Source organism: Sorangium sp. So ce1153, assembly GCF_051521595.1.
Taxonomy (GTDB): domain Bacteria; phylum Myxococcota_A; class Polyangia; order Polyangiales; family Polyangiaceae; genus Sorangium.
Map to the genome: position 1 here is coordinate 3,090,719 of NZ_CP150361.1, position 25,718 is coordinate 3,116,436.

Sequence of the window (25,718 nt, forward strand, 5' to 3'; positions counted from 1 at the left end):
TGTTCGTTGTCCGTTGGCGGATGGGCGGCGGCGGTCACCGCTGCCGGCTCTGGACCGAGCGGAGGTAGGGGGCCCGCTCCTCGTCGCTGACCGGCTCGTTGCTGATCACGCGGTGGTCGCGCGGCATGAAGTTCACGAGCCGGACCATCATGTGGTCCTTCGCGACGGTCAGCTTGCCCTTGCGGCGGAGCTCCGCGGCTTCCTGGAAGGTCTGCACCTTGGGATCGTAGGCGATCATGTGCAGGTCTCGCCCGAACGGCTCGGGCAGGTCTTCCACCTCGACGACCTTGTAGATGCGGATCCCTCCGCTCCTCTCGGTGGCCGCGACGACGGCGCCGACGACGAGATCCTTGCCCGTCGGATCGGAGGTTTCGGGGACAGGGGGCGCGCGGTCACAGGCCGGCGCGAGCGTCAGGGTGCCGGCGCACACGGCGACGGCGAGCGCGATCGACCTCATGGGCGCTGAATAACATCGATGCGACCCGGCGCAAGCGGCTAGCGCGTCGCAGCGCGGGCGCGCCCGCGCGTCGCAACGTCTCCCGCCGCCTCGCCGGCTCGTGGTAGACGGCGCGTTCCGAGGTTCGGGACAGCGATCGGGAGCGATCCCTGGAGGAATGCGATATGCGACTCGAGGACACGAAGTTTGTGGTCACAGGCGCCGCCCAGGGACTGGGGCGCCACTATGCGCTGCGGCTCGCGGAGTTCGGGGGTCAGGTCGCCGCGGGCGACGTGAACGAGGAGGGGCTCGCGTCGCTCGTCGAGGCGGGCAAGGACCTCCCCGGGAAGATCCATGCGCGGCCGTTCAACGTGGCGGTGGAGGCGGAGGTCGAGGCGTTCGTCCGCTTCGCGCACGAGGCGATGGGGGGCCTGAACGGCCTCGTCAACAACGCCGGCATCCTGCGCGACGGCCTGCTCGTCAAGAAGGACCGCCAGACGGGGGCGGTGGTCAAGCTGAGCGCCGCGCAGTGGCAGGCCGTGATCGACGTCAACCTGACGGGCGCCACGCTCATGGTCCGCGAGGTCGTCGCGAAGATGGTCGAGGCCGAGCAGAAGGGCGTCATCGTCAACATCAGCTCCATCGCGCGCCACGGCAACCGCGGTCAGTCGAACTACACGGCCGCGAAGAGCGCGCTCGCGGCGAACACGAAGACCTGGGCGCTCGAGTTCGCGCCGTTCGGCATCCGCGTCGGCGCCGTCGCGCCGGGCATGATCGAGACGCCGATGACCCAGGGCATGCACCAGAAGGCCCGTGACGCCCTGGTCGCCATGATCCCCGTCGGCCGCATCGGCGTGCCCGAGGACATCTGGCAGGCCGTGCGCTTCGTGATCGAGTGCGAGTACTTCAACGGCCGCTGCATCGACGTCGACGGCGGCCTCACGATGTGACGCCGCCGGCGGCCTCCGCCGCCCGCGCGCCTCGCCGCCTGTGCGCCTCGCCGCCTGTGCGCCTCGCCGCCTGCGCGCCTCGCCGCCTGCGCGCCTCGCCGGCGCTCGTCACGGGACTCCCTCCGCACAACCAACCCGCCCGGCGGCCCCCCGCCGCGTTTCCTTTTCCGGCCCGACGCCTCGCTCCGCCAGCGCCTCCGGCGCGTGCGACCCGGGAGGCACCCGGGTCGCAAGGGCAGCGCGGAGGATTTGCTGAGGGAACGTTCCTGCTTGACGCGTCGATATTGAAAGCTATGTTCAATATCAATCCTAGCCGTCAACGTAGCCGGGGGTCTGCTGCATGTACGTGTGCCTCTGCATGGGCGTCTGTGATCGAGAGATTCGCGAGGCGATGAACGAGGGGGCGTGCTCCGTTTCGGAGGTGATGGAGTGCACGGGCGCCGGCACGCGGTGCGGCTCCTGCCGTCCGACGATCGCCAAGCTCGTCGGCGAGGGTGAGGCTGCTTCCCCGCCGCGGCGCCTGACCATGGCGCCCGTCTCCAGCGCAGCCTGATTCTCCGGGCGCTCTCCGGCCGCGGCCCGGCTTCGCCGGGGAGGCGGCCGGTGTCGTCGCGCGTTTGCTTCGAAATTTCTTGCGCACCTGCGCCGACCTCGCGCATTTGACCTGGGCGCTGGCGCTCCAGCCGGCGCCGCCACGCCTGCAGGGGCGAGGCGAGCACGACAGGCACGAGCGCGAGAGGGTGCGATGAAGGGTGCGAAAGATGTCATCGACGCGTTGAACGAGGTGCTCGCGGGAGAGCTCGTCGCGATCAACCAGTACTTCCTTCACGCGAAGATGTGCGCGAACTGGGGCTTCGTCACCCTCGCCGCGCACGGGCGCGCCGAGTCGATCGACGAGATGAAGCACGCCGATGCGATCATCGATCGCATCCTCTTCCTGGAGGGGCTGCCCAACCTGCAGCGCCTGGACACCCTTCACATCGGGCAGACCGTGCCGGAGCAGTTCAAGAGCGACCTCGACCTCGAGTACCACGCGGTCAAGCGGCTCAACACGGCGATCGCCCTCTGCCGTGACAAGGGCGATCGCACCACCGAGGAGCTCCTGGCCAAGATCCTCGAGTCCGAGGAGGAGCACATCGACTGGCTCGAGACGCAGATCGGGCTGATCGAGAAGCTCGGCGAGACCGCCTACCTGTCCCAGCAGATCCGCAAGTAGGGTAGGGTAGGGGTCGCACCCGCTCCGCCGGCGCGCCCCGCGGGCCTCCTGGCGGCGAGGGGCGTGCTTGACGTACGATACGCTGGACGCATGTCCAAGACGCCGCGGACGACCGCGCTCGCGCGGTGTTGCGCCAGCTCGGCGCGCGTCGGTCGTGATCGTCGCGCCGCTGTCGTCCACCCGGGAGGTCCCACCGGGAGGATGAGGGCGGCGGGGGAAATCCATGTCGAAGATTCTTGTCGTCGATGACCAGCGGAACATGCGGACCACGCTCGCGATGATGCTGCGTGGCGCCGGGTACGAGGTCGATGAAGCGGCGGACGGCAGCCAGGGGGCCGACCTGGGCGCCAAGGGCGCGTACGACGCCGTGCTCACCGACCTGCGGATGGGCGGCTTCGACGGGATCGGCGTGCTGCGCGCGGTGAAGGAGTCGAACGCGAACACCGAGGTCATCGTGATGACCGCGTACGGCACCATCGAGAGCGCGGTCGAGGCGATGCGGCTCGGCGCCTTCGACTACATCCAGAAGCCGTTCTCGGAGCAGGAGCTCCTCGTGAAGGTGGAGCGCGCGATCCAGAACCGGAAGCTCACCGGCGAGGTGCAGCTGCTCGCCAGCGAGTTCAAGGAGCGCTACCGGTTCGAGAACATCGTGGGCCGCTCGCAGGCGGTCCGCGAGGTGCTGGGCCGGATCGTGAAGGTCGCGCCGACCGACGCGACGGTGCTCATCACCGGCGAGAGCGGCACCGGCAAGGAGCTCGTCGCCAAGGCCATCCACGCGAACAGCAAGCGCGCGGACCGCATGTTCGTGCCGGTGAACTGCGCCGCGATCAGCGAGACGCTCCTCGAGAGCGAGCTGTTCGGCCACGCGCGCGGCTCGTTCACGGGCGCGATCTCGGCGCGCAAGGGGCTGTTCGAGGAGGCCGACGGGGGCACGTTCTTCTTCGACGAGATCGCCGAGACCCCGCTCACCTTCCAGGCGAAGCTGCTCCGCGCGATCCAGGAGAACGAGATCCGCAGGGTGGGCGAGAACAAGCCCATCCACGTCGACGTGCGCATCATCGCCGCGACGAACCAGGAGCTCCTGACCGCGGTGTCGGAGAAGCGGTTCCGCCAGGACCTCTACTACCGGCTGAACGTCGCGCGCTTCGTGCTCCCGCCGCTGCGCTCGCGGCGCGAGGACATCCCGATCCTCTGGGAGTTCTTCCTGGAGAAGTACAACCGGAAGATGAGCTGTCGCGCCCGCGCCGCGGACGGCGTCGTCGAGGCGCTGACGCAGTACGACTTCCCCGGCAACATCCGCGAGCTCGAGAACATGGTCGAGCAGGCGGTCGCCCTCTCGGGGGGCGGCGTCATCAGCGTCGACGACGTGCTGCCCGCCGCGGTGCAGCCGAAGCGGCCGCCCGAAGGCGGCGGCAGGCTGCTCGCCGACGTGGTCGACTGCGCGGAGCGGCAGGCCATCGAGGCGGCGCTGCGGGAGTGCGACGGCAGCCGGGAGCGCGCCGCCGAGGTGCTCGGGATCAGCGCGACCACCCTGTGGCGCAAGATGACCCGCCTCACGATCACCTATCCCCCGGGCTGAGCCCTCGCGCTCCCCGTGCCGGGCGGGCTGCGCGACCGCCTGGCGATCAGGGTCAGCAGCACGTATCCGCGGGGTACAGCAAGCGCGAACCGCCGTGCCCAACGGGGCCGTGCGCGCCAGGCTCAGCAACCACCTGCCCGCCGGGCTCAGCAGCTACCTGCCCGCCAGGCTCAGCAGAAAGCTGCCGCCCGACTTCATCCGGCACGTACCTGCCGGCTCAGCAAGCCACCTGCCTCAGCAGCAATTCAGGGCAGCTAGCCCACCAAGGATTGCATCTTTGCAATGGGGGAGCGTCGGGATTTGCCTTAGTGCAATGGGGCGGCTGATGTAGACTGTGTTCTTCTGTTTCACTTTGGCGTCGAGGACCGCAACGCGGTGATTCGGTAGCTTGGCCCGGCAGTTGCTAAACAGGTAGGCGTAGTGGATGGCGGCGTGCGCCGCAGGAGGACGCTTAATGGCCTGCATGCTGATCGTGGACGGTGAGAATTCCCAGCGTCGCGCTCTTTCGGCTGGGCTAAGCGTCGAGGGGTTCGAGGTCGCGTTCGCCGCCTCGTTCCAGGATGCGCTGCGCATCCTCGGCTCGTCTCCGGTCGACGTGGCCATGATCGACCTGATGATGCCGGACCTGAACGGCCTCGAGCTGGCCCGCCACATCCGCCGCGCTTTCCCGAGGGTGCGCGTCGTGCTCTCCAGCGCGTATCACCTCTCCGCGCGCCAGGTCGAGCGCGCCGACTGCGGCGCCGTGGCCTTCGTCCCGAAGCCGTACAAGGTCGGCGAGATCTGTCGCTTCCTCCGCTCCAAGACGAGCGTGCACTCGCCCGCGTCGTGCTAGTAGCGCGGCGTGCGCTGCGAGCTGCTCGACTACGAACTCCCTGAGGCGCTCATCGCGTCGCGGCCCCCCGAGGAGCGGGACGGCGCGAGGCTCCTCCTGATCGATCGAGGGCGCGGCGCCGGCGAGGTCGAGCACGGCGCGATCCGCGATCTCGACCGGTACATCGAGCGCGGCGCGCTCGTCATCGTCAACGACACGAGGGTCGTCCCCGCTCGCCTGTTCGGCAAGAAGCGCGGCACCGGCGGGCAGGTCGAGCTCTTCCTGCTGCACCGGCTGGACGACGCGCCGGCCGGCGGGGAGGACCTCGCCGCGGGGCCGCGGGAGAGCGCGGCGCGCCCCGAGCGCTGGCGCGCGATGGGGCGCGCGTCGAAGCCGATCCGCCCGGGCGCGGTGCTCGATCTCGAGCGCGACGGGGCGCTGGTGGCGGAGGTGCTGGAGCGCGCGGAGGACGGCGTGCTCACGGTGCTGCTCTCGTCGCCGGCGGGGCTGTCCGTCGCCGCTGCGATCGAGGCGTACGGGCACGTGCCGCTCCCTCCCTACCTCGGCCGCGGCGACGACGCGGCCGATCGCGAGCGGTACCAGACCATCTTCGCCCGCGTCCCGGGCGCGGTCGCCGCGCCCACCGCGGGCCTCCACCTCTCGCCCGCGCTCGTCGAGCGGCTCCGCGCGAACGAGGTCGAGATCGCGAGCGTCACGCTGCACGTCGGGCTCGGCACGTTCCAGCCGGTCACCGTCGACGACCTCGATCAGCACCCGATGCACGTCGAGGTCTACTCGGTCCCGGAGGCGACCGCCGACGCCGTCGCGCGAGCGCGCGAGCGCGGCGCGCCGGTGGTCGCGGTCGGGACCACGGTGGTGCGCGCGCTGGAGACGGCCGCCGACCCGGCGCGCGCCGGCCTCGTGCGGGCGCAGTCCGGCGAGACGCGCCTCCTGATCCAGCCCGGCTACCGGTTCCGCGTCGTCGACGCGCTGCTGACGAACTTCCACCTGCCGCGCTCGACGCTGCTCGCGCTGGTGTTCGCCTTCGCCGGCCGCGAGCGCACGCAGCTCGCGTACCGCGCGGCGATCGACGCCGGCTACCGCTTCTATTCTTACGGGGACGCCATGTTGATCCGCGGAGCGAGCGCGCCATGAGCCGGACGCCTGGCTTCTCCTTCTCCGAGCTGGCGCGGGACGGTCACGCCCGCACGGGCGTGCTGTCCACCCCGCACGGCGAGGTCCTGACGCCGACGTTCATGCCGGTCGGCACCCAGGGCAGCGTGAAGACGCTGACCCCCGGCGAGGTGGCGGCGACCGGCGCGAGGATCGTCCTCGGCAACACGTATCACCTGTGGCTCCGCCCGGGGCCCGAGCTCGTCGCGCAGCTCGGCGGGCTGCACGCGTTTTCGCGGTGGCCGCACGCGATGCTCACGGACTCCGGGGGCTTCCAGGCCTTCTCGCTCGCCGAGCGGCGCACCCTCGTCGAGGACGGCTTCGTGTTCCGGTCGCACCTCGACGGCGCGCGCAAGGCGCTCACGCCCGAGGTCGCGATGGAGGTGCAGGGGCTGCTCGGGGCCGACATCGCGATGCAGCTCGACGTGTGCCCGCCCGGCGGCGCGCCGCTCCCGGAGGTCGAGGAGGCGTGCCGCCTGACGACGCGCTGGGGGAAGCGCTGCCTCGCCGCCAAGCGCCCCACCCAGGCGCTCTTCGGCATCGTGCAGGGCGGCACCTCGGTCGCCCTGCGCACCGCGCACGCGGACGAGCTCGGCGCCCTGCCGTTCGACGGGCTCGCCCTGGGCGGCTTCTCCGTGGGCGAGCCGATCGCGATGATGCACGAGGTCGTCGCGCAGATCGCCCCGCACCTCGACCCCGCGCGCCCCCGCTACCTCATGGGCGTGGGGACGCCGCTCGACCTTGTCCACGCCATCGGCGCCGGCGTCGACATGTTCGACTGCGTGCTCCCCACCCGGAACGCCCGCAACGGGCAGGCGCTCACGCAGCACGGCAAGATCGTCATCAAGCAGGCGCGCTACAAGGACGACGCGTCGCCGCTCGACCCGACCTGCGCCTGCCCGACCTGCGCCGGGGGCTACAGCCGCGCGTACCTGCGGCACCTCTACATGGCGGGCGAGATCCTGGTGCTGCGCCTGCTGACGGAGCACAACCTCCACCTGTACGGCCGCCTCATGCGCGAAGCGCGCGCGGCCATCGCCGAGAAGCGGTACGCGGCGTTCGCCCGCGCGTGGCTCGGCGCGCCCGACGCAAGCGAGTGACCCTACATCGTCGCCATCCGGTCCTGGCCGGGCTCGGGGCCGGCGCGGGGCGGCGCCCTCGCCGGCGGGCGCAACGTCCGCGCTGCCCGGCGCGGGTTCCGGAGTACCATGAGCGGATGGTGAGATCTCGCCGCTGGCATCGCGCCGCGCGCGCGCAGCCGCGCGCCGCGCGCTCGCAGCCGCGCGCCGCGGCTGCGCTCGACCAGGCCATGGGGTCGATCTGCCGGTTCATGAGCCCGCGCAGCCCGAGCAGCCCGCGCCGGTCGTGCCAGCCGAACGGCCGTCTCCGCGCGCGGGCCGCGTGCTTGCCCGCGCAATCCTCGTCCATTAGCCTTCGAACTCGGCCCGCGGAATGACGCAAGACGCCAACAAGAAGCCGCTCGGACGCATCCTCCTGCAGCAGAGGGCGGTCACTCAGCCCCAGCTCGAACAGGCGCTCCTCGACGCGCGTGCGAAGGGGGTTCCCCTCGCCACGAACCTCATCGAGAGCGGCACTGTCTCCGAGGTCGCTGCGCTGAAGGCCCTCTCCGAGCAGAGCGGCGTTCCGGGCATCGATCTCAACCAGGTCTGCATCAAGCTGAGCGACCTCTCGATCTTGCCCCGCGAGATCGCCGCGAAGCACAAGCTCTTGCCCGTGCTCGTCCGCGAGGATCGCATCCTCGTGGCCATGGCCGCGCCCGCCGACAAGAAGGTGATCGACGAGCTCGAGTTCGTGACCGGCAAGCGCGTCTTCCCGTACATCGCGCTCGCGGGTCCCCTCGTGCGGACCATCGCGGCCGCCTACGACATGAAGGAGCAGGGCGAGCCGTTCTATGTCGGCGCGAAGTGCCCGCCCGAGGTGCTGAAGCGGGCCGGGCTCGGCGCCTCGGCGGCGTCCACCACCGAGGCGCCGCCCGCGCCCACGCCCACGCCCGCGCCCGCACCTGCGCAGCCGGCGCGCCGGCCTCCCTCCGCGGTGCCTCCGTCGACGGTGTCCCAGGCGTCTTCACCGCCTGCGCCGCCCGCCCCGCCGGCTCCGAGCGCCGCGCCGCCCGCGCCGGCCGCGCGGCCCGCGCCGGAGCGTCCGCGCGACGACGCGGAGATCTCGTTCGCCGATCTCACCGACGAGCCGAGCCCGCCAGCGGCCCCCTCGCCGGCGCGCATCTCCTCGGCGGGCCCGCCGCTCGTCGTCGACGACGCCATGCGGAGGGCAGCGGCGGCCGACGAGCTGACGGACACCGATTTCGGCACCGCCGACCGCGACCTGTCCGTCGTCGAGTCGCTCCCGGGCGCGGGCAAGGCCCCGCAGGGCGATCAGACCACCGTCCTGGTCGTCGACGACGAGCCGGAGATCCGGAAGCTGCTCCGCCGCATCTTCGAGGAGCGCGGGTACCGCGTCGAGGAGGCCGACCGCGGGCTCCTCGCCCTGCGCATGGTCAAGGAGAATCCGCCCGACGTGATGATCCTCGACGCCATGCTGCCGGAGGTGCACGGCTTCGACATCGCCCGCCGCATGAAGGGCACCCAGCGCTACGGCCACATCCCGATCATCATGATCTCGGCCGTGTACCGCGGGTGGCGCTTCGCCGAGGACCTGAAGTCGAGCTACGGCGTCGAGGCCTACATCGAGAAGCCGTTCCGCGTCGCCGACGTCGTCGCCGCGGTGGAGAACGCGCTGCAAGCCCGCTCGATCCGCGGGGATCAGGACCGGATCTCGGCCGAGGCGGAGCGCCTCCTCGCCGCGGGGATCGCGGCGTACCGCGCGGGCGATTTCGACAAGGCCGTGCGCCACCTGCGCGAGGGCACGGCGATCGATCCGCTCGCCTACCGGCTGCACTTCCACCTCGGCCTGCTCTACGGCAAGCAGGGCCAGCTCTACGACGCGATCCAGGAGCTGGAGACGGCGCTGCACATCAACGGCAAGCACTTCCCCGCGCTGAAAAACCTCGCCGTGCTGTACCAGAAGGCCGGGTTCCGCAACAAAGCCATCGAGACGTGGGAGCGCGCGCTCGGCGTCGCCCCCGATGACCCGACGCGGCAATCCATCAAGGAGCACCTGCTCGGGTTGCTCTGACCGCGCCTATCCCATGTCGTTTGGGGTCAAGCTGTCGTAGACTGCGCGGATTCCACCGGCAGCTTCCACCGGCAGGCGCATCCCTGGATGAAATTCCTCTGCGATAACTGCAAGGCCAAGTACCAGATCGGCGACGACAAGGTCGCTGGCAAGTCGGTACGGATGCAGTGCCGGCGATGCGGGCACCTCATTCAGGTCAGCGCGAGCGTCACCGAGAGCTCCGTGGCGCAGGCGCTCCCCGTGGAGCCGCCGCGCGCGGCAGGCGATGACGCGCACCTCGCCCCGCCGAGCGACGAGGCGCCGGCCGCCGCGACAGGCGCGCCGGCCGCCGGCGCCGCGAGCCGCGCGAAGGTGCCGCCCGCATCGTCCCTCGGCCAGGCCGCTGCGCCGTCGCCGCCCCGGCCGGCCTCGCAGCCCCTCCCGCGCCCCGGAGGGGCACCTCGACCCCCGGTCGCCCCGCGCTCCGTCCCCGGCCCCGTCGCGCGGCCGGCGTCGGGGCTGTCGGGCGCGTCGGGGCTGTCGGGCGCGTCGGGGCTGTCGGGCGCGTCGGGCCTTTCAGGCGCGTCGAGCCCTTCCGGGACGGCGAGCGCGTCGGGCCTTTCAGGCGCGTCGAGCCCGCGCCCCGCGACCGTGCCGCAGGCGCCGCCGGCAGCTCGGGCCGCCCAGCCGGCGCCCGCGAAGCCCGCGACCGCCGCTGCCCCGGCTTCCCGGGGGGCAGACCCCGCGCCGGCCGCCGCTCGAGGGGCAGAGCCCACGTCGCCGGCGGGGGTCGCCGGCGTGTTCAAGCGGTCGATGTCCGATGACCGCCCGCTCGGCAAGGCGCCGGCCGTGCGCTCCACGTCGAGCGAGGATTGGTATGTCGGGGTCGGCGGTGTCCCGCTCGGCCCGGTGAGGCTCTCCGTCATCCGCGAGAAGGCGCTGGCCGGCGCCGTGGACGGCGACTCGCTCGTCTGGCGCGAGGGCTTCGACGAGTGGCTGCCGCTCAAGAACTTCCCGGAGCTGCTCGAGATCGTCACCCAGGCCCAGTCGACCCGCGTTTCCACGCCCGCGCGCCGCATCAGCAGCACGGGCTTCGCCGTCGTTCAGGCGCAGGTCCCTCCCTCGGCGAGGGTGCCCTCCTCGGCGAGGGTCCCTCCGCTGGCCGTGTCCACGCCCGCGCGCCCTGTCGTACGCGAGCCCGAGCCTCCCGGCGTGAACGATCCGCCTCCGGCGGTCGCAGGCTCGGTCGCTGCCTTCACGGCGGCGGGAACGCCGGCCGCACCGACCCAGCCCACGCCTGCAGCGCGCCCCGCGCCGGCCACGCCGGCGGTGAGCGCGCCGGCCGCGTGGCCAGCCGCCCCGGGCGGCGCCGCGCGAGGCCAGGCCGCGGGCGCGCCGCTCGAGGTGCTCGCCGACCCGTTCGCGGCCGAGCCGGCGGCCCCGGTCGCCTCCGCGCTGAAGCCCGAGCTGGCGGCGCCCCCCTCGGCCAGTGTGGGTCGCGCCCCTGGCGGCGTGGCCGCCGGCGGTTCGCCGTTCGCCGCGGCGTCCGCTGGGGGCGGCGTGGCGGCGGGCGGCTCGCCTTTCGCGCCGGCGCACGCAGGCGGCTCGCCGCCGGTGACGGCGCCGGCCGCCGCGCTCGCCTCCGTGGAGCCCGCCCCCCTGGTGGCCACGCCTGGCAGCCTGGTCGAGACGGTCGCGCCGAGGCGGCGGTCGGGCATGAGCCCGCTCGCTTACGCCTTCATCGCGATGGCAGCGGCGTTCGGCGGCGTCTCCGCCTACGTCTTGCTGTCTCCCAAGCAGCCGCCGCCCGTGCAGGTCGTGACTGCCCCCGTCACGCCGGTCCAGCAGCCGGCCAGCTTGCCGACAGCGGCCCCTCCGCCCCCGCCCAGCGTCGATCCCGAGACGCCTCCGGCGGCCGAGACAGCGTCGCCGAGGCCGGAGGTCGCCGCGCCGGGCAGACCGGGCAGCGCCGCGAGCCAGCGCACCCAGCCGGAGAAGCCGGTCGCCTCGGGGAGCTCTGCCCCGATCGATAGGTCCGGGTTCGGCGCCGGGGTCCCCGGTCCCTCGTCAGGGCCGGGCGCCCAGGGTGCCGGCTCTGGCCTGAGCCAGCTCTCTCAGGGGGAGATCTCCAGTGTCGTCGAGTCGAACCGCCCCAGCGTCCGGCGCCACTGCTGGCAGCCCGCCCTCGATGCGCGCGCCAGCAACGCGTCCACCACCGCCCGCGTCTCGGCGTCGGTGGTCATCGGCGCCTCCGGCGCCGTCCAGTCGGTCTCGGCCGGCGGGTCGGAGAAGGATTACCCCGGCTTGTCGAGCTGCATCGCCTCGCGGATCAAGTCCTGGCGGTTCCCGCCATCCTCGGGCTCCACGCCGGTGACCATCCCGTTCGTCTTCGCCGCCCAGTAAGGGCGCGCCATGTAGCCGTGTAGGCGAGGCCGCACCGCCGGGGCGCTGCGCTTTACGCCTGCCCGGGCAGGCGGTAATCGATGCGCTCATGGCAGAGCGCAAAGTCCGAATCCTCGTGGCGAAGCCCGGCCTGGACGGCCACGACCGCGGCGCCAAGGTGGTCGCCCGGGCACTCCGCGATGCCGGCTTCGAGGTCGTCTACACGGGCCTGCACCAGACGCCCGACATGATCGCCTCCGCCGCCGTGCAGGAGGACGTCGACGCGGTGGGCCTGTCGATCATGTCCGGAGCGCACAACACCCTCTTCCCCGCGGTGATCGAGGCCCTCCGCAAGCACGGGGCCGACGACATCGTGGTGTTCGGTGGGGGCATCATCCCGGACGAGGACATCGCGCGCCTCCAGAACGCCGGCGTGAAGGGCGTCTTCACCCCCGGGACCACCCTGAAGAGCATCGTGGAGTGGGTCCAGACCAACGTGACCCCCCACGGCTGACCGGCCCCGCGGCTCGGCTCCCCACTCTCCCCCACCGCCCGCGCCCCCGCCGGGCCTCCCCGGCTGACCGGCCCCGCGGCTCGGCTCCCCACTCTCCCCCACCGCCTCGCCGGACGCCTCCCCGCCGGACCTGACACGCCTCCCACCGTACCCCCTCGGCCAGAAGCCGAGCCCGCTCGGTTCCCCGGGATGCCGCCCCACCTCCCGCCCGCGGATCGCCGCGCCCGCTGCGGCGATCCGTCTTGCTTCCTTTCCGGCTTGCCAGGACTCCGCCAGACGTGCTCGCGCCCCCCAGAGGGCTCCCCACTTCGCCCCACGGACCGACCGGAGCCGCCAACTTGCGGTAATTTGCGCTGTTTTGTGGGGTAATACTCTGGCGGTGAATGTCCTACATAGGTGGCCGTTGGGGTCCAGAAATCTCCCAAACTGTTGACACTCGGCACCTCCCTCCGTAGCGTGGCGGAGCTTCGTGGGAAGAAGTGGCAGAGAATGTCACGAGGCGGCGTGCACCCGGTGGCGCAACGCGCCACCAAGCCCTCGGCGGGACAGGCCAGCCGCAGCTGGGGTCGATGAGCACGATGTTTCGCGGTCACTTCGAGCACGCGATCGACGCGAAGGGGCGCACGAGCCTCCCTTCGCGCTTTCGTGACGTGCTCGCAGCCGCGAACGACCTGCGCATGGTCATCACGCCGGCCCTCTTCGACCCTTGCCTACATGCCTACCCAATGAAGGCGTGGGAGGAGCTGGAGGCCAAAATTGCAGCGTTGCCGCAGTTTGATTCCAACGTGGTCGCATTCCGGCGCCGCTACCTGTCCGCGGCCGTCGAGTGCGACCTCGACAAGCAGGGCCGGATCCTCATCCCCCCGTCTCTCCGCGAGCACGCCAGCCTCACCAAGGACGTGCTGTGGGCAGGGATGGGACAGACGATCGAGCTCTGGTCGCAGGAGCGGTGGAAGGCCGCTCAGCAGATGAGCGAGGTCGAGCTCCAGAGCTTCAAGGCCGCAATCGCGGAGCAGTTCCGCCTATGAACGTCGTCAATGTAGTCCCCATGCACCTCCCCCCTCCGCCGCCGCGCCCGCGAGGCGAGCCGCACGTCACCGTCCTCGGCCGCGAGGTGCTCGCCGCGCTCTCGCCGGTCAGCCAGGGCGTCTACGTCGACGCCACCCTCGGCGCCGGCGGCCACGCCGAGACGATCCTCGAGACGCCCGGCACCCGGGTCATCGGGATCGATCGCGACGAGCGCGCCCTCGCCATCGCGCGCGCCCGGCTCGCCCGGATGGGGGAGCGGGTGACCTACGTTCACGGCGAGTTCTCCGAGATCGAGCGGCACCTCGAGGCCCTCGGCGTCGCGCGGGTGGACGGCCTCGTGGCGGACATCGGCGTGAGCTCCATGCAGCTCGACGACCCGGCCCGCGGCATGAGCTTCCGCGCCGAAGGGCCGCTCGACATGCGGATGGACCCGAGCCGCGGCGAGACGGCGCTCGAGCTCATCCAGCGGATCAGCGACGAGGAGCTCGCGGACCTCATCTACCGCTACGGCGAGGAGCGCCGCAGCCGCAGGGTCGCGCGCTGTATCAAGCAGGCGGCCGACAGCGGCGAGCTCGAGACGACCCTCGACCTGCGGCGCGCCGTGGTGCGCGCCGTCGGGCCGGCGCGCATCGGCGGCGTCGATCCGGCGACGCGCACGTTCCAGGCGCTGCGCATCGCGGTGAACGGAGAGCTCGACGAGCTCGAGGCGCTGCTCGCGGCGGCGCCGCGGATCCTCGCGCCCGGCGGCGTGCTCGCCGTCATCGCGTTCCACTCGCTCGAGGACCGGATCGTGAAGCGCGCGCTGCGCGAGCCGGACGTGTGGCAGCCGCTCACGAAGAAGCCGGTGACCGCGGGCGACGACGAGATCGCCGACAACCCGAGGGCGCGCAGCGCGAAGCTCCGCGCCGCGCGGCGCATCGGCCGCCCGGAGTCGCGCGCGTGAGGCAGCGCCCGTTCCTCGTGCTCTGGACGCTCGCGGTGGCCGCGACGGTCGCCGCGTTCGTCGTGCACCTCGCCTTGCGAGGGCGCACGGTGGACCTCGGCTACAAGCTCGGGCGGGCGCGCGCGGAGCAGGCGCGGCTGCGCGAGGTGAAGCGGGTGCTGTCGCTCGAGGCGGCCAGCTACGAGACGCCGCAGCGCGTGGAGATGGTCGCCCGCACGCTGCTCGGCATGACGCCGCCGCCGCCCGAGCGGGTCATCCCGGTGCGGGGCTACGCGGCGCTGCCGGAGGAGCGTGAGCCGGCGAGCGAGGAGGCCGGCAGCGCGCCGCCGGGCGGAGGGCAGCAGGAATGAAGAACCTCGACCCGCGGCGCGCGCGGTGGATCCGCATCCGCATGGGGCTGCTCTGCGGCCTCATGGCGCTCGGCCTCGGCGGCGTCGTGTCCGGCGCGTACCGCATCGAGGTCGAGGACGGGGACGCCTGGTACGACCTCGCGGAGCGGCAGCGCCAGCGGCGGCTCCACATCACGCCGAAGCGCGGCACCATCTACGACCGGAACGGCGCGCCGCTCGCGGAGAGCGTGGAGGTGCCCAGCGTCTCGGTCGACGCGGTCGAGATGCTCCGCGGCATCGAGGAGAAGTACATCCCGACGCAGATCCAGCAGTACGCCGAGCGCATCGCGCAGGCGCTCTCGCTGCCCGTCGAGGAGGTCGTGGAGAAGCTCGGCCGTCGGCGACGCTTCGCGTGGCTGAAGCGCCGCATCTCCGAGCAGGAGGTCGAGAACGTCCGCGCGCTCTCGGACCGGAAGCAGCGCTACCCGGTGCGCGGGCTCGTGATCGAGGGCGAGGGGCGCCGCTTCTACCCGAACCGCGAGCTCGCCGGCCCGCTGCTCGGCTTCGTCGCCACCGACGGCGAGGGGAAGGAGGGGATCGAGCTCAGCCTCGAGCACGAGCTCCGCGGCAACGCGTCCGAGGTGCGCGGGCTCCGCGATCGATCGGGAAGGCTCATCTTCTCCGAGGGGATCGAGGACGAGCAGGCGCTCGCCGGGCACAACGTCCACCTGACGATCGACAAGGGCATCCAGTTCACCGCCGAGCGCGAGCTCGAGGCGGCGATGAAGACGTACGAGGCGCTCGGCGGCTCGATCGTCGTCGTCGATCCCGAGAACGGCGAGATCCTCGCCATGGCGAGCGCGCCGGGGTTCAACCCGAACGACTACTCGCAGAGCGACCCGGGCGCCCGGCGCAACCGCTGCGTCGTCGATCGCTTCGAGCCTGGATCCACGATGAAGGTGTTCGCCATCGCGAGCGCGCTCGCGGCGAAGAGCGTCTCCCCGAGCGCGACCATCTACTGCGAGGAGGGGAACATGGCGATCGACAACGTCGTGATCCACGACACGCACGTGCACAAGTGGCTGACGTTGCCGCAGATCCTCGGCCAGTCGTCCAACATCGGCACGGCGAAGATCGCGCTCGGGCTCGGCGAGCAGCGGCTGTACGAGGGCTTCCGCCGGTTCGGCTTCGGCGACCTGACGGGCGTGCCGCTGCCGGGCGAGTCCGTGGGCGTGCTCCGGCCGCGCGGTCGCCCCTGGGTCCAGGTCGAGACGGCCGCGGCCGCGTTCGGGCAGGGGATCAGCGTGACGACGCTCCAGCTCGCGATGGCCATGGCGTCGGTCGCCAACCACGGGCGGCTGCTCGAGCCCATCCTGATCAAGCGGATCACCGACGGCACGGGCGTCACGCTGTCGGAGGCGTCGCCGCGCGTGCGCCGCGACGCCGTGCCCGCGCAGATCGCGCGGATGACGTCGGAGATGCTCGTCGCGGTCACCGAGGGGGACGGGACCGGCGTCGAGGCGGCGATCCCGGGCTTCCGCGTCGCGGGGAAGACGGGCACGGCGCAGAAGATCGATCCCGCGACGGGCAGGTACACCGACACCCACTACGTGGCGTCGTTCGTCGGGTTCGTCCCGGCCGAGCGGCCTCGGCTCGCCATCGCCGTGGTGCTCGACGAGCCGATGGGCGGCACCTACGGCGGCGGCTCGGTCGCGGCGCCCGTCTTCCGTCGCGTCGGCGAGATGGCGCTCCGCTACCTGGGCGTTACCCCGCGCGGGAGCGTGCCGATGAAGCTGTCGGAGATCGGCGAGCAGTCGGGGGAGGACATCGCGGCGAACACCTACCAGGTGCTCAGCGAGGCGCGCGCCGCGGCCGCGCCGATCTCGGCCGCGGTGGTCACGCCTTCCGCGCCGCTCAAGACGGGGGAGCTGCGCGTCCCGGATCTCACCGGCCTGCCGCAGCGCGAGGCGGTGAAGAGCGCCGCGGCGCTCGGGCTCGACCCGAGCGTCGAGGGCACGGGCAGGCTCACGCGCCAGGAGCCGCCGGCGGGGACCGTGCTGTCCAAGGGATCGCCGCTGAAGCTCATCTTCGAGCCCCCCACATGACAGAGCGCGACCAGACAGAGGCCGCCTTCACCGAGGCCGAGCTCGCGCTCCGGCTCGGCGACGTGCTGCGCGAGATCCCGGGCGCCGCGCTCTCTCCGGCGGAGGCCGCGGACATGCCCGTGACGGGCGTGCACCTCGACTCGCGCAAGGTGGCGGAGGGGGACATCTTCGTCGCGCGGGCAGGGGCGCGCGCGCACGGCGAGCGCTTCATCCCCGAGGCGGTCGCGCGCGGCGCGCGGGCGGTCATCCTCGCGCGCGGGAGCGCGGCCGACACGCTCGGCGCCGCCCGCGTCGAGGTGCCCGACGTGCCGCTCGCGCTCGCGCAGGCCGCGGCGGTGGTCTACGGGCACCCGACCTTCACGCTCGAGGTCGTCGGCATCACCGGCACGAACGGCAAGACGACGACGGCCCACCTCGTCCAGGCCTGCGTCGACCGGTGCGGCGGGCGGGCCGGGATCGTCGGGACGCTCGGCTACCGCTTCGAGGATCTCGACGTCCCCGCGTCGCACACGAGCCCCGAGGCCGACGAGCTCGCCCGCGTCGCGGCCGCGATGGTCGAGCGCGGCGCGACGCACCTCGTGATGGAGGTCTCGTCGATCGCGCTCGCGGCGAAGCGCGCCGACGCGATCCGCTTCCGGATCGCGGTCTTCACGAACCTCACGCAGGATCACCTCGACTACCACGGCACGATGGAGGCGTACGCGGCGGCCAAGGCGCGGCTGTTCGTGGATCTCGGCCCCGGCGCCGCCGTCATCAACGTCGACGATCCCTTCGGGCGGCAGCTCGTCGAGATGCTCGCTCCGGGCGGGCTGTCGCGCCCGGCCGCTGCGACGCTCGCGCGCTACTCGACCGCGGTGGGCGCCGGCCCGGACACGGCGGAGATCGCCCCCGTCGAGCTCGCGCACTCGGCGAGCGGCATCTTCATCCGCGCCCGCACCCCCGCCGGCGAGGTCACCGTCCGCTCCCACCTGCTCGGCGCGCACAACGCGTCGAACCTGCTCGCCGCGCTCGCCGTGGCGTACCTGCTCGGGTTCGACGTCGAGGACGCCGCGTCGGCGCTCTCGTCGCCGATCCAGATCGCGGGCCGCCTGGAGCGCTGCGACGCGCCGGGCGACGACGATGTGATCGTGCTCGTCGACTACGCCCACACGCCCGACGCCCTCGCCCGCGTGCTCGCGAGCGTCCGCGCGCTCAGCCAGGGGCGCGTCCTCTGCGTCTTCGGGTGCGGCGGCGATCGCGATCCGCTGAAGCGGCCGCAGATGGGCGAGGCGGTCGGCCGCGCCGCCGACGTCGCCATCGTCACCAACGACAACCCGCGGAGCGAGGACCCGCGCGCGATCGCCGACGCCATCCTGCCGGGCCTCGTCGGGGGGCGCGCGCGCGTCGTCGTCGAGCTCGACCGGGCGCGCGCGATCGAGCGCGCGGTGCTCGAGGCCGAGCCGGGGGACCTCGTCCTCATCGCCGGCAAGGGCCACGAGCCATACCAGATCATCGGCGATGTCACGCTGCCGTTCGACGATCGCGACGAGGCGCGCCGCGCGCTCGCCGCTCGCCGCGCGCGGTCCATGGTCGACCAGCGATCGCACGGAGGCGCGGCGTGATCTACGAGCTCTTCTACCCGCTCAAGTTCCACTACGGCTGGCTGAGCTGGCTCAACGTCCTCCGGTACATCCCGTTCCGCACGATCATGGCGACGATCACCGCCATGGTGCTGACGTTCGTGCTCGCGCCGTGGTTCATCCGCGAGCTCCGGCGCAAGCAGATCGGGCAGGTGGTCCGCGCCGAGGGGCCGGAGACGCACAAGATCAAGGCGGGCACGCCGACGATGGGCGGCGCCCTCATCCTGCTCTCGCTGCTGCTCCCCACCGTGCTGTGGGCCGACCTGCGGAACCCCTTCGTCCTCGCGACGACGGCCGTCACCGCCGGCTACGGCGTCATCGGCTACCTGGACGACTTCCTCAAGATCAAGCGGAGGAACAGCGGCGGCCTGCCGGGCCGCTACAAGCTCATCGGCCAGGTGCTCATCGGCGGCGCGGCCGTGGCCTACACGTTCCTGATCGCCTCGAAGCTCCCGCCCGACTGGGCGGAGATCAGGACGCGGCTCTCGATCCCGTTCGTCGCGTTCTCGAAGTACCCGATCGAGCTGCCGCTGTACGCCTATGTCCCGTTCGCCGTCTTCGTCGTCGTCGCGACGTCGAACGCGGTGAACCTCACCGACGGCCTCGACGGGCTCGCGATCGGTCCGGTGATCATCAACGCGGGGACGTACCTCATCCTCGCGTACATCGTCGGCGCGTCGATCGCGAACTTCTCGCTCGCGACCTACCTCGACATCCCGGCGATCGCGTCCGCCGGCGAGCTGTCGGTGTACTGCGGCTCGGTCATCGGCGCCGGGATCGGCTTCCTCTGGTACAACACGTACCCCGCGCAGGTCTTCATGGGGGACGTCGGGTCGCTCGCCCTCGGCGGCGGCCTCGGGATGCTCGCCGTCTTCACCAAGAACGAGCTCCTGTCGATCATCCTCGGGGGGATCTTCTTCATCGAGACGGTCAGCGTCATCACGCAGGTCCTCTCGTTCAAGCTCACCGGCAAGCGCGTCTTCTTGATGGCGCCGATCCACCACCACTACGAGAAGAAGGGGTGGGCGGAGCCCAAGATCATCGTTCGCTTCTGGATCATCTCCATCCTCCTGGCGCTGGTGTCGCTGGCGTCGATGAAGCTGCGCTGAGGGCATGATGGACGTCCGCGGACGAACAGTGATCGTCGTCGGTCTCGGCCGGAGCGGTGTCGCGGCCGCGCGCCTCCTGATCGAGCGCGGGGCGCGCGTCATCGCGAACGACGGCGCCCCGCGCGAGCGGCTCTCCGCCGCGGCCGCCTCGCTCGAGTCCGAGGGCGCCGCGCTCGCCGTGGGCGGGCACGATCCGGCGCTCTTCGAGGGCGCCGATCTCGTGGTCGTCTCGCCGGGCGTGCCGTCGTTCCCCGCCCTCGACGCCTTCGAGCGCTCCGGGCGCGAGGTCATCGGCGAGCTCGAGCTCGCGTCGCGCTTCGTGTCGGCGCCCATCGCGCTCATCGGCGGCACCAACGGCAAGAGCACGACGACGGCGCTCACGGGCGCGATGCTCGAGCGCGCCGGCCTCCGCACCTTCGTCGGCGGCAACTTCGGGACGCCGCTCGCCGAGGTCGTCGGCGAGGCGTGGGACGTCCTCGTCCTGGAGATCTCGAGCTTCCAGGCGGAGCGCGTCCCGACCCTGCACGCCCGCGCCCACGCCCTGCTGAACATCACGGACGATCACCTCGACCGCTACCCGAGCTTCGCGGCGTACGCCGACGCGAAGGGCAACCCGTTCGAGCGCATGACGCCGGACGATGTCGCGGTCGTCCCGCTCGGCGACGCGCTCGTGGCGCGCCAGGCGGCGCGGGGACGCGCGCGCGTCGTGACGTTCAGCGCGAGCGACGCCCGCGCCGACGTCGCCGTGGCGGGCGGCGCCATCGTCGATCGCGTCGCGGGCGGGAGCTACCCGCTGGAGCGCGTCCGGCTCACGGGCGCGCACAACCTCGCGAACGCCTGCGCGTCGGTGGCGCTCGCCGCGGCGCTCGGCGCGCCCGCCGGGGCGATCGGCGAGGCGCTCGCGCGCTTCGAGGGGCTCGCGCACCGCACCGCGCTCGTCGCCGACGTCGACGGCGTCCGCTACTACGACGACTCCAAGGGGACCAACGTCGGCGCGTCGGTCGCCGCGCTCTCCGGCCTGCGCGAGGAGAAGGCCGTCCTGATCGCGGGCGGGCGCGACAAGCTCGGCGACTACGCGCCGCTCGTGGCCGCGCTGCGCGACCGGGGGCGCGCGCTGGTCGTCCTCGGCGAGGCCGCCGACCGCATCGCCGCCGCGGCGAGCGGCGTCCTGCCGATCGCGCGGGCGGCCTCGATGGACGAGGCGGTCGTCGCTGCGCGCTCGCTCGCGCGGCCAGGCGACGCGGTGCTGCTCAGCCCTGCGTGCTCCAGCTTCGATATGTTCCGCGACTACAAGGACCGCGGCGACGCCTTCGTCCGCGCGGTCCGTGAGCTCCAGAGATCGACCGGCGGATCCGCCGGGGAGGTGGCGTCGTGATGTCGTGGCGCGGAGGGTTCGGCGCGGGCGCCGGTGCACCCAGGAACCGGCACATCGGTCCCTCGGAGCAGGACAAGCCGGAGCCGGGCGGGGTCGCGGCGGCCGCCGAGGCGTTCTGGAAGGTGCGATCGAGCCCCTCGGGTCCGGTCGACGCCCTCCTCGCGGCCATCGTCACGGCGCTCATCGGCTTCGGCGTGGTGATGGTCTACAGCGCGAGCGCGGTCGAGGCGACGGTCCGCTACAAGGACGCCCAGTTCTTCCTCAAGCGCCAGGCCGTCTACGCCGTCCTGTCGATCGCCACGATGTGGGTCACGAGCCGCATCGATTATCGCCGGCTCAAGGTCCTCACGTACCCGGTGCTCATCACCGTGACCGGGATGCTCCTCGCCTGCGTGGCGGGCCTCGGCCACAAGGCGGGCAATGCCTACCGCTGGATCGCGCTCGGCCCGGTCCACGTGCAGCCAGCCGAGGTGGCGAAGCTCGGCATCGTGCTCTGGCTCGCCTACTCGCTCTCCAAGAAGGCCGATCGCATCAAGTCGTTCTCCGTCGGCTTCCTCCCGCACCTCATCGTGGTCGGGATGCTGATGCTCCTCTGCCTCAAGCAGCCCGATTTCGGCAGCGCCGTCGTGCTGCTGTTCCTGACGTTCACGCTGCTGTTCGTGGCGGGCGCGCGCGTCCCGTACATCGCCGCGTTCTCCATGCTGCTCGCGCTCGCCGGCGCCGCGCTCGTCCGGTTCAGCGGCTACCGCTACGCGCGCTACCTCGCGTGGATCGACATGGACAACAACCGCGCCGACCTCGCGTACCAGCCGTTCCAGTCGGTCATGAGCTTCGGCTCCGGCGGGGTCTTCGGGCTGGGCCTCGGGCGGGGGTTGCAGGTGCTCTACCTGCCGGAGGCGCACACCGATTTCGTGTCCGCGATCGTCGGCGAGGAGCTCGGCTTCATCGGCATCCTCGGCCTGTGCGCGGCGTACCTCGCGATCGTCTCGCGCGGCGTGAAGATCGCCCTCGAGGCCGCCGACGATTACGGCAGCTTCATGGCCTTCGGCATCGCGACGCTCTTCGGCGTGCAGGCGATGACGAACCTCGCCGTCGCGATGGCGATCCTCCCGACGAAGGGGCTCACGCTGCCGTTCCTCAGCTACGGCGGCTCGTCGCTGCTCGTGAACGCCGCGGCCGCCGGCATCCTGCTCAGCATCAGCCGGTCGCGGACCGTGGCCGCCCCCGAACAGCGCGGCGAGGCGGGCGCTTCGTCCGCGCCGCACGCGCCGAGCGCGTCAGCCGTCGTCGCGGCGTCGGCCGAGGAGGGCGGCGCATGGTGACCGTGCTGATCGCCGGCGGCGGCACCGGCGGCCATGTCTTCCCGATGATCGCGGTGGGCGACGCCGTCCGCGCCGCGGCGCCCGACGCGCGCGTCGTCTACGTCGGCACCGCGCGCGGCATCGAGGTGCGCGTGATGGGCGAGCGCGGCGACAGCCTCGAGCTGCTCAACGTCCTGCCGCTGCGCGGAGGCGGGCTCTCCGGCTTCGTGCGCGGAGCCGCCCGCGCTGGCCGCGTCCTCCCGGAGGCGAGGCGGCTCGTCGAGCGGCTCGACGCGCGCGTGGTGCTCTCGCTCGGCGGGTACGCCGGCGGCCCGGTGTCCCTCGCGGCGCGCTCGCTCGGCGTGCCGGTCGCGATCCTGGAGCCGAACAGCGTCCTCGGGCTCTCGAACCGGCTCCTCTCGCCGCTCGTCGACCGGGCGTACGTCGCCTTCCCGGAGGCGACGCGCGCGCTGCGCCCGAGCTCCGTGCGCCTCTTCGGCGTCCCGCTCCGGCGCGCTTTCGCGCGCGCGCCGTACGCGCCGCGCGAGGGCAAGCTCAGCCTGCTCGTGCTCGGCGGAAGCCAGGGCGCGCTGGCGCTGAACGACATCCTCCCGCGCGCGATCGCGCAGACCGCGCAGACCGCGCAGGGACGCGAGCGCGGCGTCGACCTCGACGTGGTGCACCAGACGGGCAGGGATCGCGAGGCCGCCGTCCGGTCGCTCTACGCCGAGCTCGGCTTGGCCGAGCGCGCGCGCGTCGTCCCGTTCATCGACGACGTGGCCGAGGCGCTCGCCGCGGCCGACGTGGTGATCGCCCGCGCGGGCGCGTCGACGCTCGCCGAGCTCTGCGCCGTGGGCCGCCCTTCAATCCTGATTCCTTACCCGTTCGCGGCGGACGACCACCAGCTGAAGAACGCGCAGTCCCTGGAGCGGGCCTCCGCCGCGGTGGCCATCGCCCAGGCAGACGCCACCGAGGCGCGCCTCGCGGGCGAGATCGCCCGGCTCGCGGCCGCCCCGGCGCTCCGCGCCCGCATGGCGGACGCCGCGGCGGCCCTGGCCACGCCCGACGCCGCCGCGCGCGTCGCCGCCGATCTGCTGGAGCTCGCGCGAGCCCCCCGCCACCGCGCGCTGCGCTTCCCCACCGGCGGCCGCGCGGCGCGCGCAGACGAGGCGCCGCGTCGCGCCGCGATGAGGGGGGCCGCGCCGTCCGGCGCTGCCCTCGGTCAGGAGGAGGCAGGCTGATGTTCCGCGGTCGCGTTCGCCACGTTCACTTCGTCGGCGTCGGGGGCGTCGGGATGAGCGGCCTCGCCGAGATCCTGCGCTCGCTCGAGTTCGAGGTCTCCGGCTCGGATCTCAAGGAGAGCTCGACGACGCGGCGGCTCACGTCGCTCGGCGTCCGGATCGACGTCGGCCACCGCGCCGAGAACGTCCGCGGCGTCGACGTCGTCGTCTACTCGAGCGCCATCCGGCCCGACAACCCCGAGCTCACCGAGTCGCGCGCGCTCGGGATCCCGGCGATCGGGCGCGCGGAGATGCTCGCCGAGCTGATGCGCGTGAAGTACGGCGTCGCGATCGCGGGCTCGCACGGCAAGACCACCACGACCTCGCTGGTGGCGACGGTCCTGCGCGCCGCTGGCCTCGATCCCACGGTCGTCGTCGGCGGCAAGATGGCGGCCCTCGGCACGAACGCCCGGCTCGGCGCCGGCGACCTGCTCGTCGCCGAGGCCGACGAGAGCGACGGCTCGTTCCTGCGGCTCACGCCGACGATCGCGGTGGTCACCAACATCGACCCCGAGCACCTCGATCACTACGGCACGCACGAGCGCATCAAGGACGCCTTCGTCGAGTTCGCCGCGCGCGTCCCGTTCTACGGGCTCGCCGTGCTCTGCCTCGACCACCCGCACGTCCAGGACCTGCTCCCGCGCATCCCGCGCCGGCACGTGACCTACGGCGTCTCGCCGCAGTCGGACTACTCCGCGCGCGGCATCCAGTTCCGCGGCCTCGAGACGAGCTTCAACGCCTACCGCCGGGGCGAGCCGCTCGGCGGGTTCACGGTGAAGATGCCGGGCGCGCACAACGTCCTGAACTGCCTCGCCACGATCGCGGTCGCGGACGAGCTCGAGGTGCCGCTCGACGTCACGAAGCAGGCGCTGGCCACGTTCGGCGGCGTCGCGCGCCGCTTCACCATCGTCGGCTCGCTCGGCGGCATCACGCTGGTCGACGACTACGGCCACCACCCGGCCGAGATCCGCGCCACCGTCGACGCGGCCAGGCGCGCGTTCCCGGGCGAGGACCACCGCATCGTCGTGGCCTTCCAGCCGCACCGCCACACCCGCACGCGCGATCTGTTCGACGAGTTCACGCGCGCCTTCAACCAGGCCGACGTGCTGCTCGTGACGGACATCTACGCCGCGGGCGAGGCGCCGATCCCCGGCGTCACCGCCGAGCGCCTCGTGCAGTCGATCCGCGAGCACGGCCACCACGACGCGCGCTACGTCGCGGACAAGGCCGACCTCCCCGAGGCGCTCGAGCAGATCGTCCGGCCGGGCGATGTGGTCATCGCGCTCGGCGCGGGCGACGTGAACGCCTGCGTGCGGGAGCTCAAGGCGCGGCTCGAGGCCAAGGCGCTGCCGTCGCAGGAGGGCAGCTCATGACCGAGCGTCCGAGCGCCCCGCCGCCGCCGAACCGCCGGCGCGCGACGGCCTCGCTCCCGGCGGGGTCGGGCAGCGCGGCGCGCGCGTCGAAGCCGGAGCCCGTGGCCGCGGCGCCGGCGCCGAAGAACGAGCGCGTGCGCGCCGCGACCCCGTCGTCACACGAGTCGCCGGCCCCGCCCGCGACGAGCGTCTCGGTGCGCCCGCCGCGCCCGCCGGGGAAGGGCGGCGCGCCCGGGGAGGCGCGCCCCGCGCGGCCGCTGTCGCGCCATTTCCGCGCGCTGCAGCTCCTCGCGGGCGCCGCCGTCGTGCTCGTCGCCTCGACCGCGGTCGCGTGGGGCGCGCGCCGCTACATCGTGTCGAGCCCGCGCTTCGCCGTGCGCACGGTGCTCGTCGACGGCGTTCAGCGCCGCACGGCCGAGCAGGTGGCGACCGCCGGCGGCATCGAGGTGGGCAAGAACATCTTCACGCTCGATCTCGAGCTCGCCGGCGCCTCCATCTCCACCGATCCCTGGATCGAGAAGGCGACGGTCACCCGCAAGCTCCCCTCGACCATCCAGGTCAACGTCGTCGAGCGGGAGGCGCAGGCCCTGGTGGCCATCGGCGGCGATCTCTACCTCGCCACGCGCGACGGCGAGCTCTTCAAGGAGCTCGCCGAGGACGACCCGGTCGACCTCCCGATCGTCACGGGGATCACCGGCGAGCAGGTCGCGCGGGATCGCGCCGGCGTCATCATCGCGGTCCGGCGCCTGCTCGACGTGGTCGAGGACATGGGGCGCGCGGGCGTCGCCCGCCGCTACCCGATCCAGGAGCTCCACGTCGAGCGGGACGGGTCGATCGTCGTCACCATCGGCAAGGAGGCGATCGCGCTCCACCTCGGGCAGCCGCCCTACCGCGACAAGGTCGGCCAGGCAGCGCGGGTGCTCACCGAGCTCGCCCAGCGGAAGGCGAGCGCGTCGGTGATCTTCCTCGACAACGACGCGCACCCCGAGCGCGTCGTGGTGAGGATGAAATGAGCCGCGTCGCGCTCGCTGCCAGCGCCGGCGTTCGCCGAGCAAAACTTGG

23 protein-coding genes and 1 pseudogene are annotated in these 25,718 nt (G+C 72.6%); 22 read left to right on the plus strand and 2 right to left on the minus strand.

The window, feature by feature from the left end:
- Positions 1-34 precede the first annotated feature (34 nt).
- A complete protein-coding gene (locus WME85_RS10910; protein WP_437837533.1) occupies positions 35-457 on the minus strand; it encodes a hypothetical protein in 423 nt (140 codons plus the stop codon).
- Positions 458-621: 164 nt separating this feature from the next.
- Between WME85_RS10910 and WME85_RS10915 the strand changes: the two genes are divergently transcribed.
- The 9 genes and pseudogenes from WME85_RS10915 to WME85_RS10955 form a co-directional block, all read left to right on the plus strand.
- On the plus strand, positions 622-1,386 hold the full coding sequence (locus WME85_RS10915) for an SDR family oxidoreductase (RefSeq protein ID WP_437837534.1): 765 nt from the start codon (positions 622-624) through the stop codon (positions 1,384-1,386).
- Between the two features lie 340 nt (positions 1,387-1,726).
- Positions 1,727-1,939: a (2Fe-2S)-binding protein gene (locus tag WME85_RS10920; protein ID WP_437309063.1), complete on the plus strand. Its 213-nt coding sequence runs from the start codon at positions 1,727-1,729 to the stop codon at positions 1,937-1,939.
- A 192-nt stretch (positions 1,940-2,131) separates the two neighbouring features.
- Complete coding sequence (bfr, locus tag WME85_RS10925) at positions 2,132-2,602, plus strand: bacterioferritin (protein ID WP_437309064.1); 471 nt, start codon at positions 2,132-2,134, stop codon at positions 2,600-2,602.
- A 223-nt stretch (positions 2,603-2,825) separates the two neighbouring features.
- Entirely contained in the window at positions 2,826-4,181 is a 1,356-nt protein-coding gene (locus WME85_RS10930; protein WP_437837535.1) for a sigma-54-dependent transcriptional regulator, read from the plus strand.
- A 424-nt stretch (positions 4,182-4,605) separates the two neighbouring features.
- Positions 4,606-5,013, plus strand: coding sequence for a response regulator (locus WME85_RS10935; protein ID WP_437309066.1), 408 nt, complete (start codon positions 4,606-4,608; stop codon positions 5,011-5,013).
- Between the two features lie 9 nt (positions 5,014-5,022).
- Positions 5,023-6,147 (plus strand): tRNA preQ1(34) S-adenosylmethionine ribosyltransferase-isomerase QueA, encoded by a 1,125-nt coding sequence (gene queA, locus WME85_RS10940; RefSeq protein ID WP_437837536.1) that lies wholly within the window; start codon positions 5,023-5,025, stop codon positions 6,145-6,147.
- Complete coding sequence (gene tgt, locus WME85_RS10945) at positions 6,144-7,265, plus strand: tRNA guanosine(34) transglycosylase Tgt (RefSeq protein ID WP_437309068.1); 1,122 nt, start codon at positions 6,144-6,146, stop codon at positions 7,263-7,265. The genes queA and tgt overlap by 4 nt, the downstream gene beginning before the upstream one ends.
- Positions 7,266-7,617: 352 nt before the next feature.
- Complete coding sequence (locus WME85_RS10950) at positions 7,618-9,318, plus strand: response regulator (protein ID WP_437837537.1); 1,701 nt, start codon at positions 7,618-7,620, stop codon at positions 9,316-9,318.
- 87 nt (positions 9,319-9,405) lie between these two features.
- A pseudogene (locus WME85_RS10955) lies at positions 9,406-9,498 on the plus strand (zinc-ribbon domain-containing protein); the annotation flags it as partial.
- Positions 9,499-9,509: 11 nt separating this feature from the next.
- Here the strand turns inward: WME85_RS10955 and WME85_RS10960 are convergent.
- On the minus strand, positions 9,510-10,103 hold the full coding sequence (locus tag WME85_RS10960) for a hypothetical protein (RefSeq protein ID WP_437842652.1): 594 nt from the start codon (positions 10,101-10,103) through the stop codon (positions 9,510-9,512).
- A 7-nt stretch (positions 10,104-10,110) separates the two neighbouring features.
- On the opposite strand from WME85_RS10960, the gene WME85_RS10965 reads away from it, so the two are divergent.
- From WME85_RS10965 to WME85_RS11025, 13 genes are all read left to right on the plus strand, one after another.
- Positions 10,111-11,700, plus strand: a complete 1,590-nt coding sequence (locus WME85_RS10965) for a GYF domain-containing protein (RefSeq protein ID WP_437842269.1) — start codon at positions 10,111-10,113, stop codon at positions 11,698-11,700.
- A gap of 88 nt (positions 11,701-11,788) precedes the next feature.
- Positions 11,789-12,193 carry a cobalamin B12-binding domain-containing protein gene (locus WME85_RS10970; RefSeq protein ID WP_061615710.1) on the plus strand — a complete coding sequence of 135 codons (405 nt, stop codon included), beginning with the start codon at positions 11,789-11,791 and terminating at the stop codon, positions 12,191-12,193.
- Positions 12,194-12,762: 569 nt separating this feature from the next.
- Entirely contained in the window at positions 12,763-13,221 is a 459-nt protein-coding gene (gene mraZ / locus WME85_RS10975; protein ID WP_436626482.1) for a division/cell wall cluster transcriptional repressor MraZ, read from the plus strand.
- A 20-nt stretch (positions 13,222-13,241) separates the two neighbouring features.
- On the plus strand, positions 13,242-14,165 hold the full coding sequence (rsmH, locus tag WME85_RS10980) for a 16S rRNA (cytosine(1402)-N(4))-methyltransferase RsmH (RefSeq protein WP_437837538.1): 924 nt from the start codon (positions 13,242-13,244) through the stop codon (positions 14,163-14,165).
- Complete coding sequence (locus WME85_RS10985; protein ID WP_437837539.1) at positions 14,162-14,515, plus strand: hypothetical protein; 354 nt, start codon at positions 14,162-14,164, stop codon at positions 14,513-14,515. Before rsmH ends, WME85_RS10985 begins: the two co-directional genes overlap by 4 nt.
- A complete protein-coding gene (locus WME85_RS10990) occupies positions 14,512-16,599 on the plus strand; it encodes a penicillin-binding protein (RefSeq protein WP_437837540.1) in 2,088 nt (695 codons plus the stop codon). Before WME85_RS10985 ends, WME85_RS10990 begins: the two co-directional genes overlap by 4 nt.
- Entirely contained in the window at positions 16,596-18,200 is a 1,605-nt protein-coding gene (locus tag WME85_RS10995; protein WP_437837541.1) for a UDP-N-acetylmuramoyl-L-alanyl-D-glutamate--2,6-diaminopimelate ligase, read from the plus strand. The genes WME85_RS10990 and WME85_RS10995 overlap by 4 nt, the downstream gene beginning before the upstream one ends.
- The gene (gene mraY / locus WME85_RS11000) at positions 18,197-19,327 is read left to right on the plus strand and encodes a phospho-N-acetylmuramoyl-pentapeptide-transferase (protein WP_437309076.1); all 1,131 of its coding nucleotides are present in this window, start codon (positions 18,197-18,199) and stop codon (positions 19,325-19,327) included. Before WME85_RS10995 ends, mraY begins: the two co-directional genes overlap by 4 nt.
- Positions 19,328-19,355: 28 nt before the next feature.
- Complete coding sequence (murD, locus tag WME85_RS11005; protein ID WP_437837542.1) at positions 19,356-20,702, plus strand: UDP-N-acetylmuramoyl-L-alanine--D-glutamate ligase; 1,347 nt, start codon at positions 19,356-19,358, stop codon at positions 20,700-20,702.
- Positions 20,702-22,024 carry a putative lipid II flippase FtsW gene (gene ftsW, locus WME85_RS11010; protein ID WP_437837543.1) on the plus strand — a complete coding sequence of 441 codons (1,323 nt, stop codon included), beginning with the start codon at positions 20,702-20,704 and terminating at the stop codon, positions 22,022-22,024. The genes murD and ftsW overlap by 1 nt, the downstream gene beginning before the upstream one ends.
- A complete protein-coding gene (murG, locus tag WME85_RS11015) occupies positions 22,018-23,244 on the plus strand; it encodes an undecaprenyldiphospho-muramoylpentapeptide beta-N-acetylglucosaminyltransferase (RefSeq protein ID WP_437837544.1) in 1,227 nt (408 codons plus the stop codon). Before ftsW ends, murG begins: the two co-directional genes overlap by 7 nt.
- A complete protein-coding gene (murC, locus tag WME85_RS11020) occupies positions 23,244-24,656 on the plus strand; it encodes a UDP-N-acetylmuramate--L-alanine ligase (RefSeq protein ID WP_437837545.1) in 1,413 nt (470 codons plus the stop codon). Before murG ends, murC begins: the two co-directional genes overlap by 1 nt.
- The gene (locus WME85_RS11025) at positions 24,653-25,669 is read left to right on the plus strand and encodes an FtsQ-type POTRA domain-containing protein (protein ID WP_437837546.1); all 1,017 of its coding nucleotides are present in this window, start codon (positions 24,653-24,655) and stop codon (positions 25,667-25,669) included. The genes murC and WME85_RS11025 overlap by 4 nt, the downstream gene beginning before the upstream one ends.
- Positions 25,670-25,718: the final 49 nt, after the last annotated feature.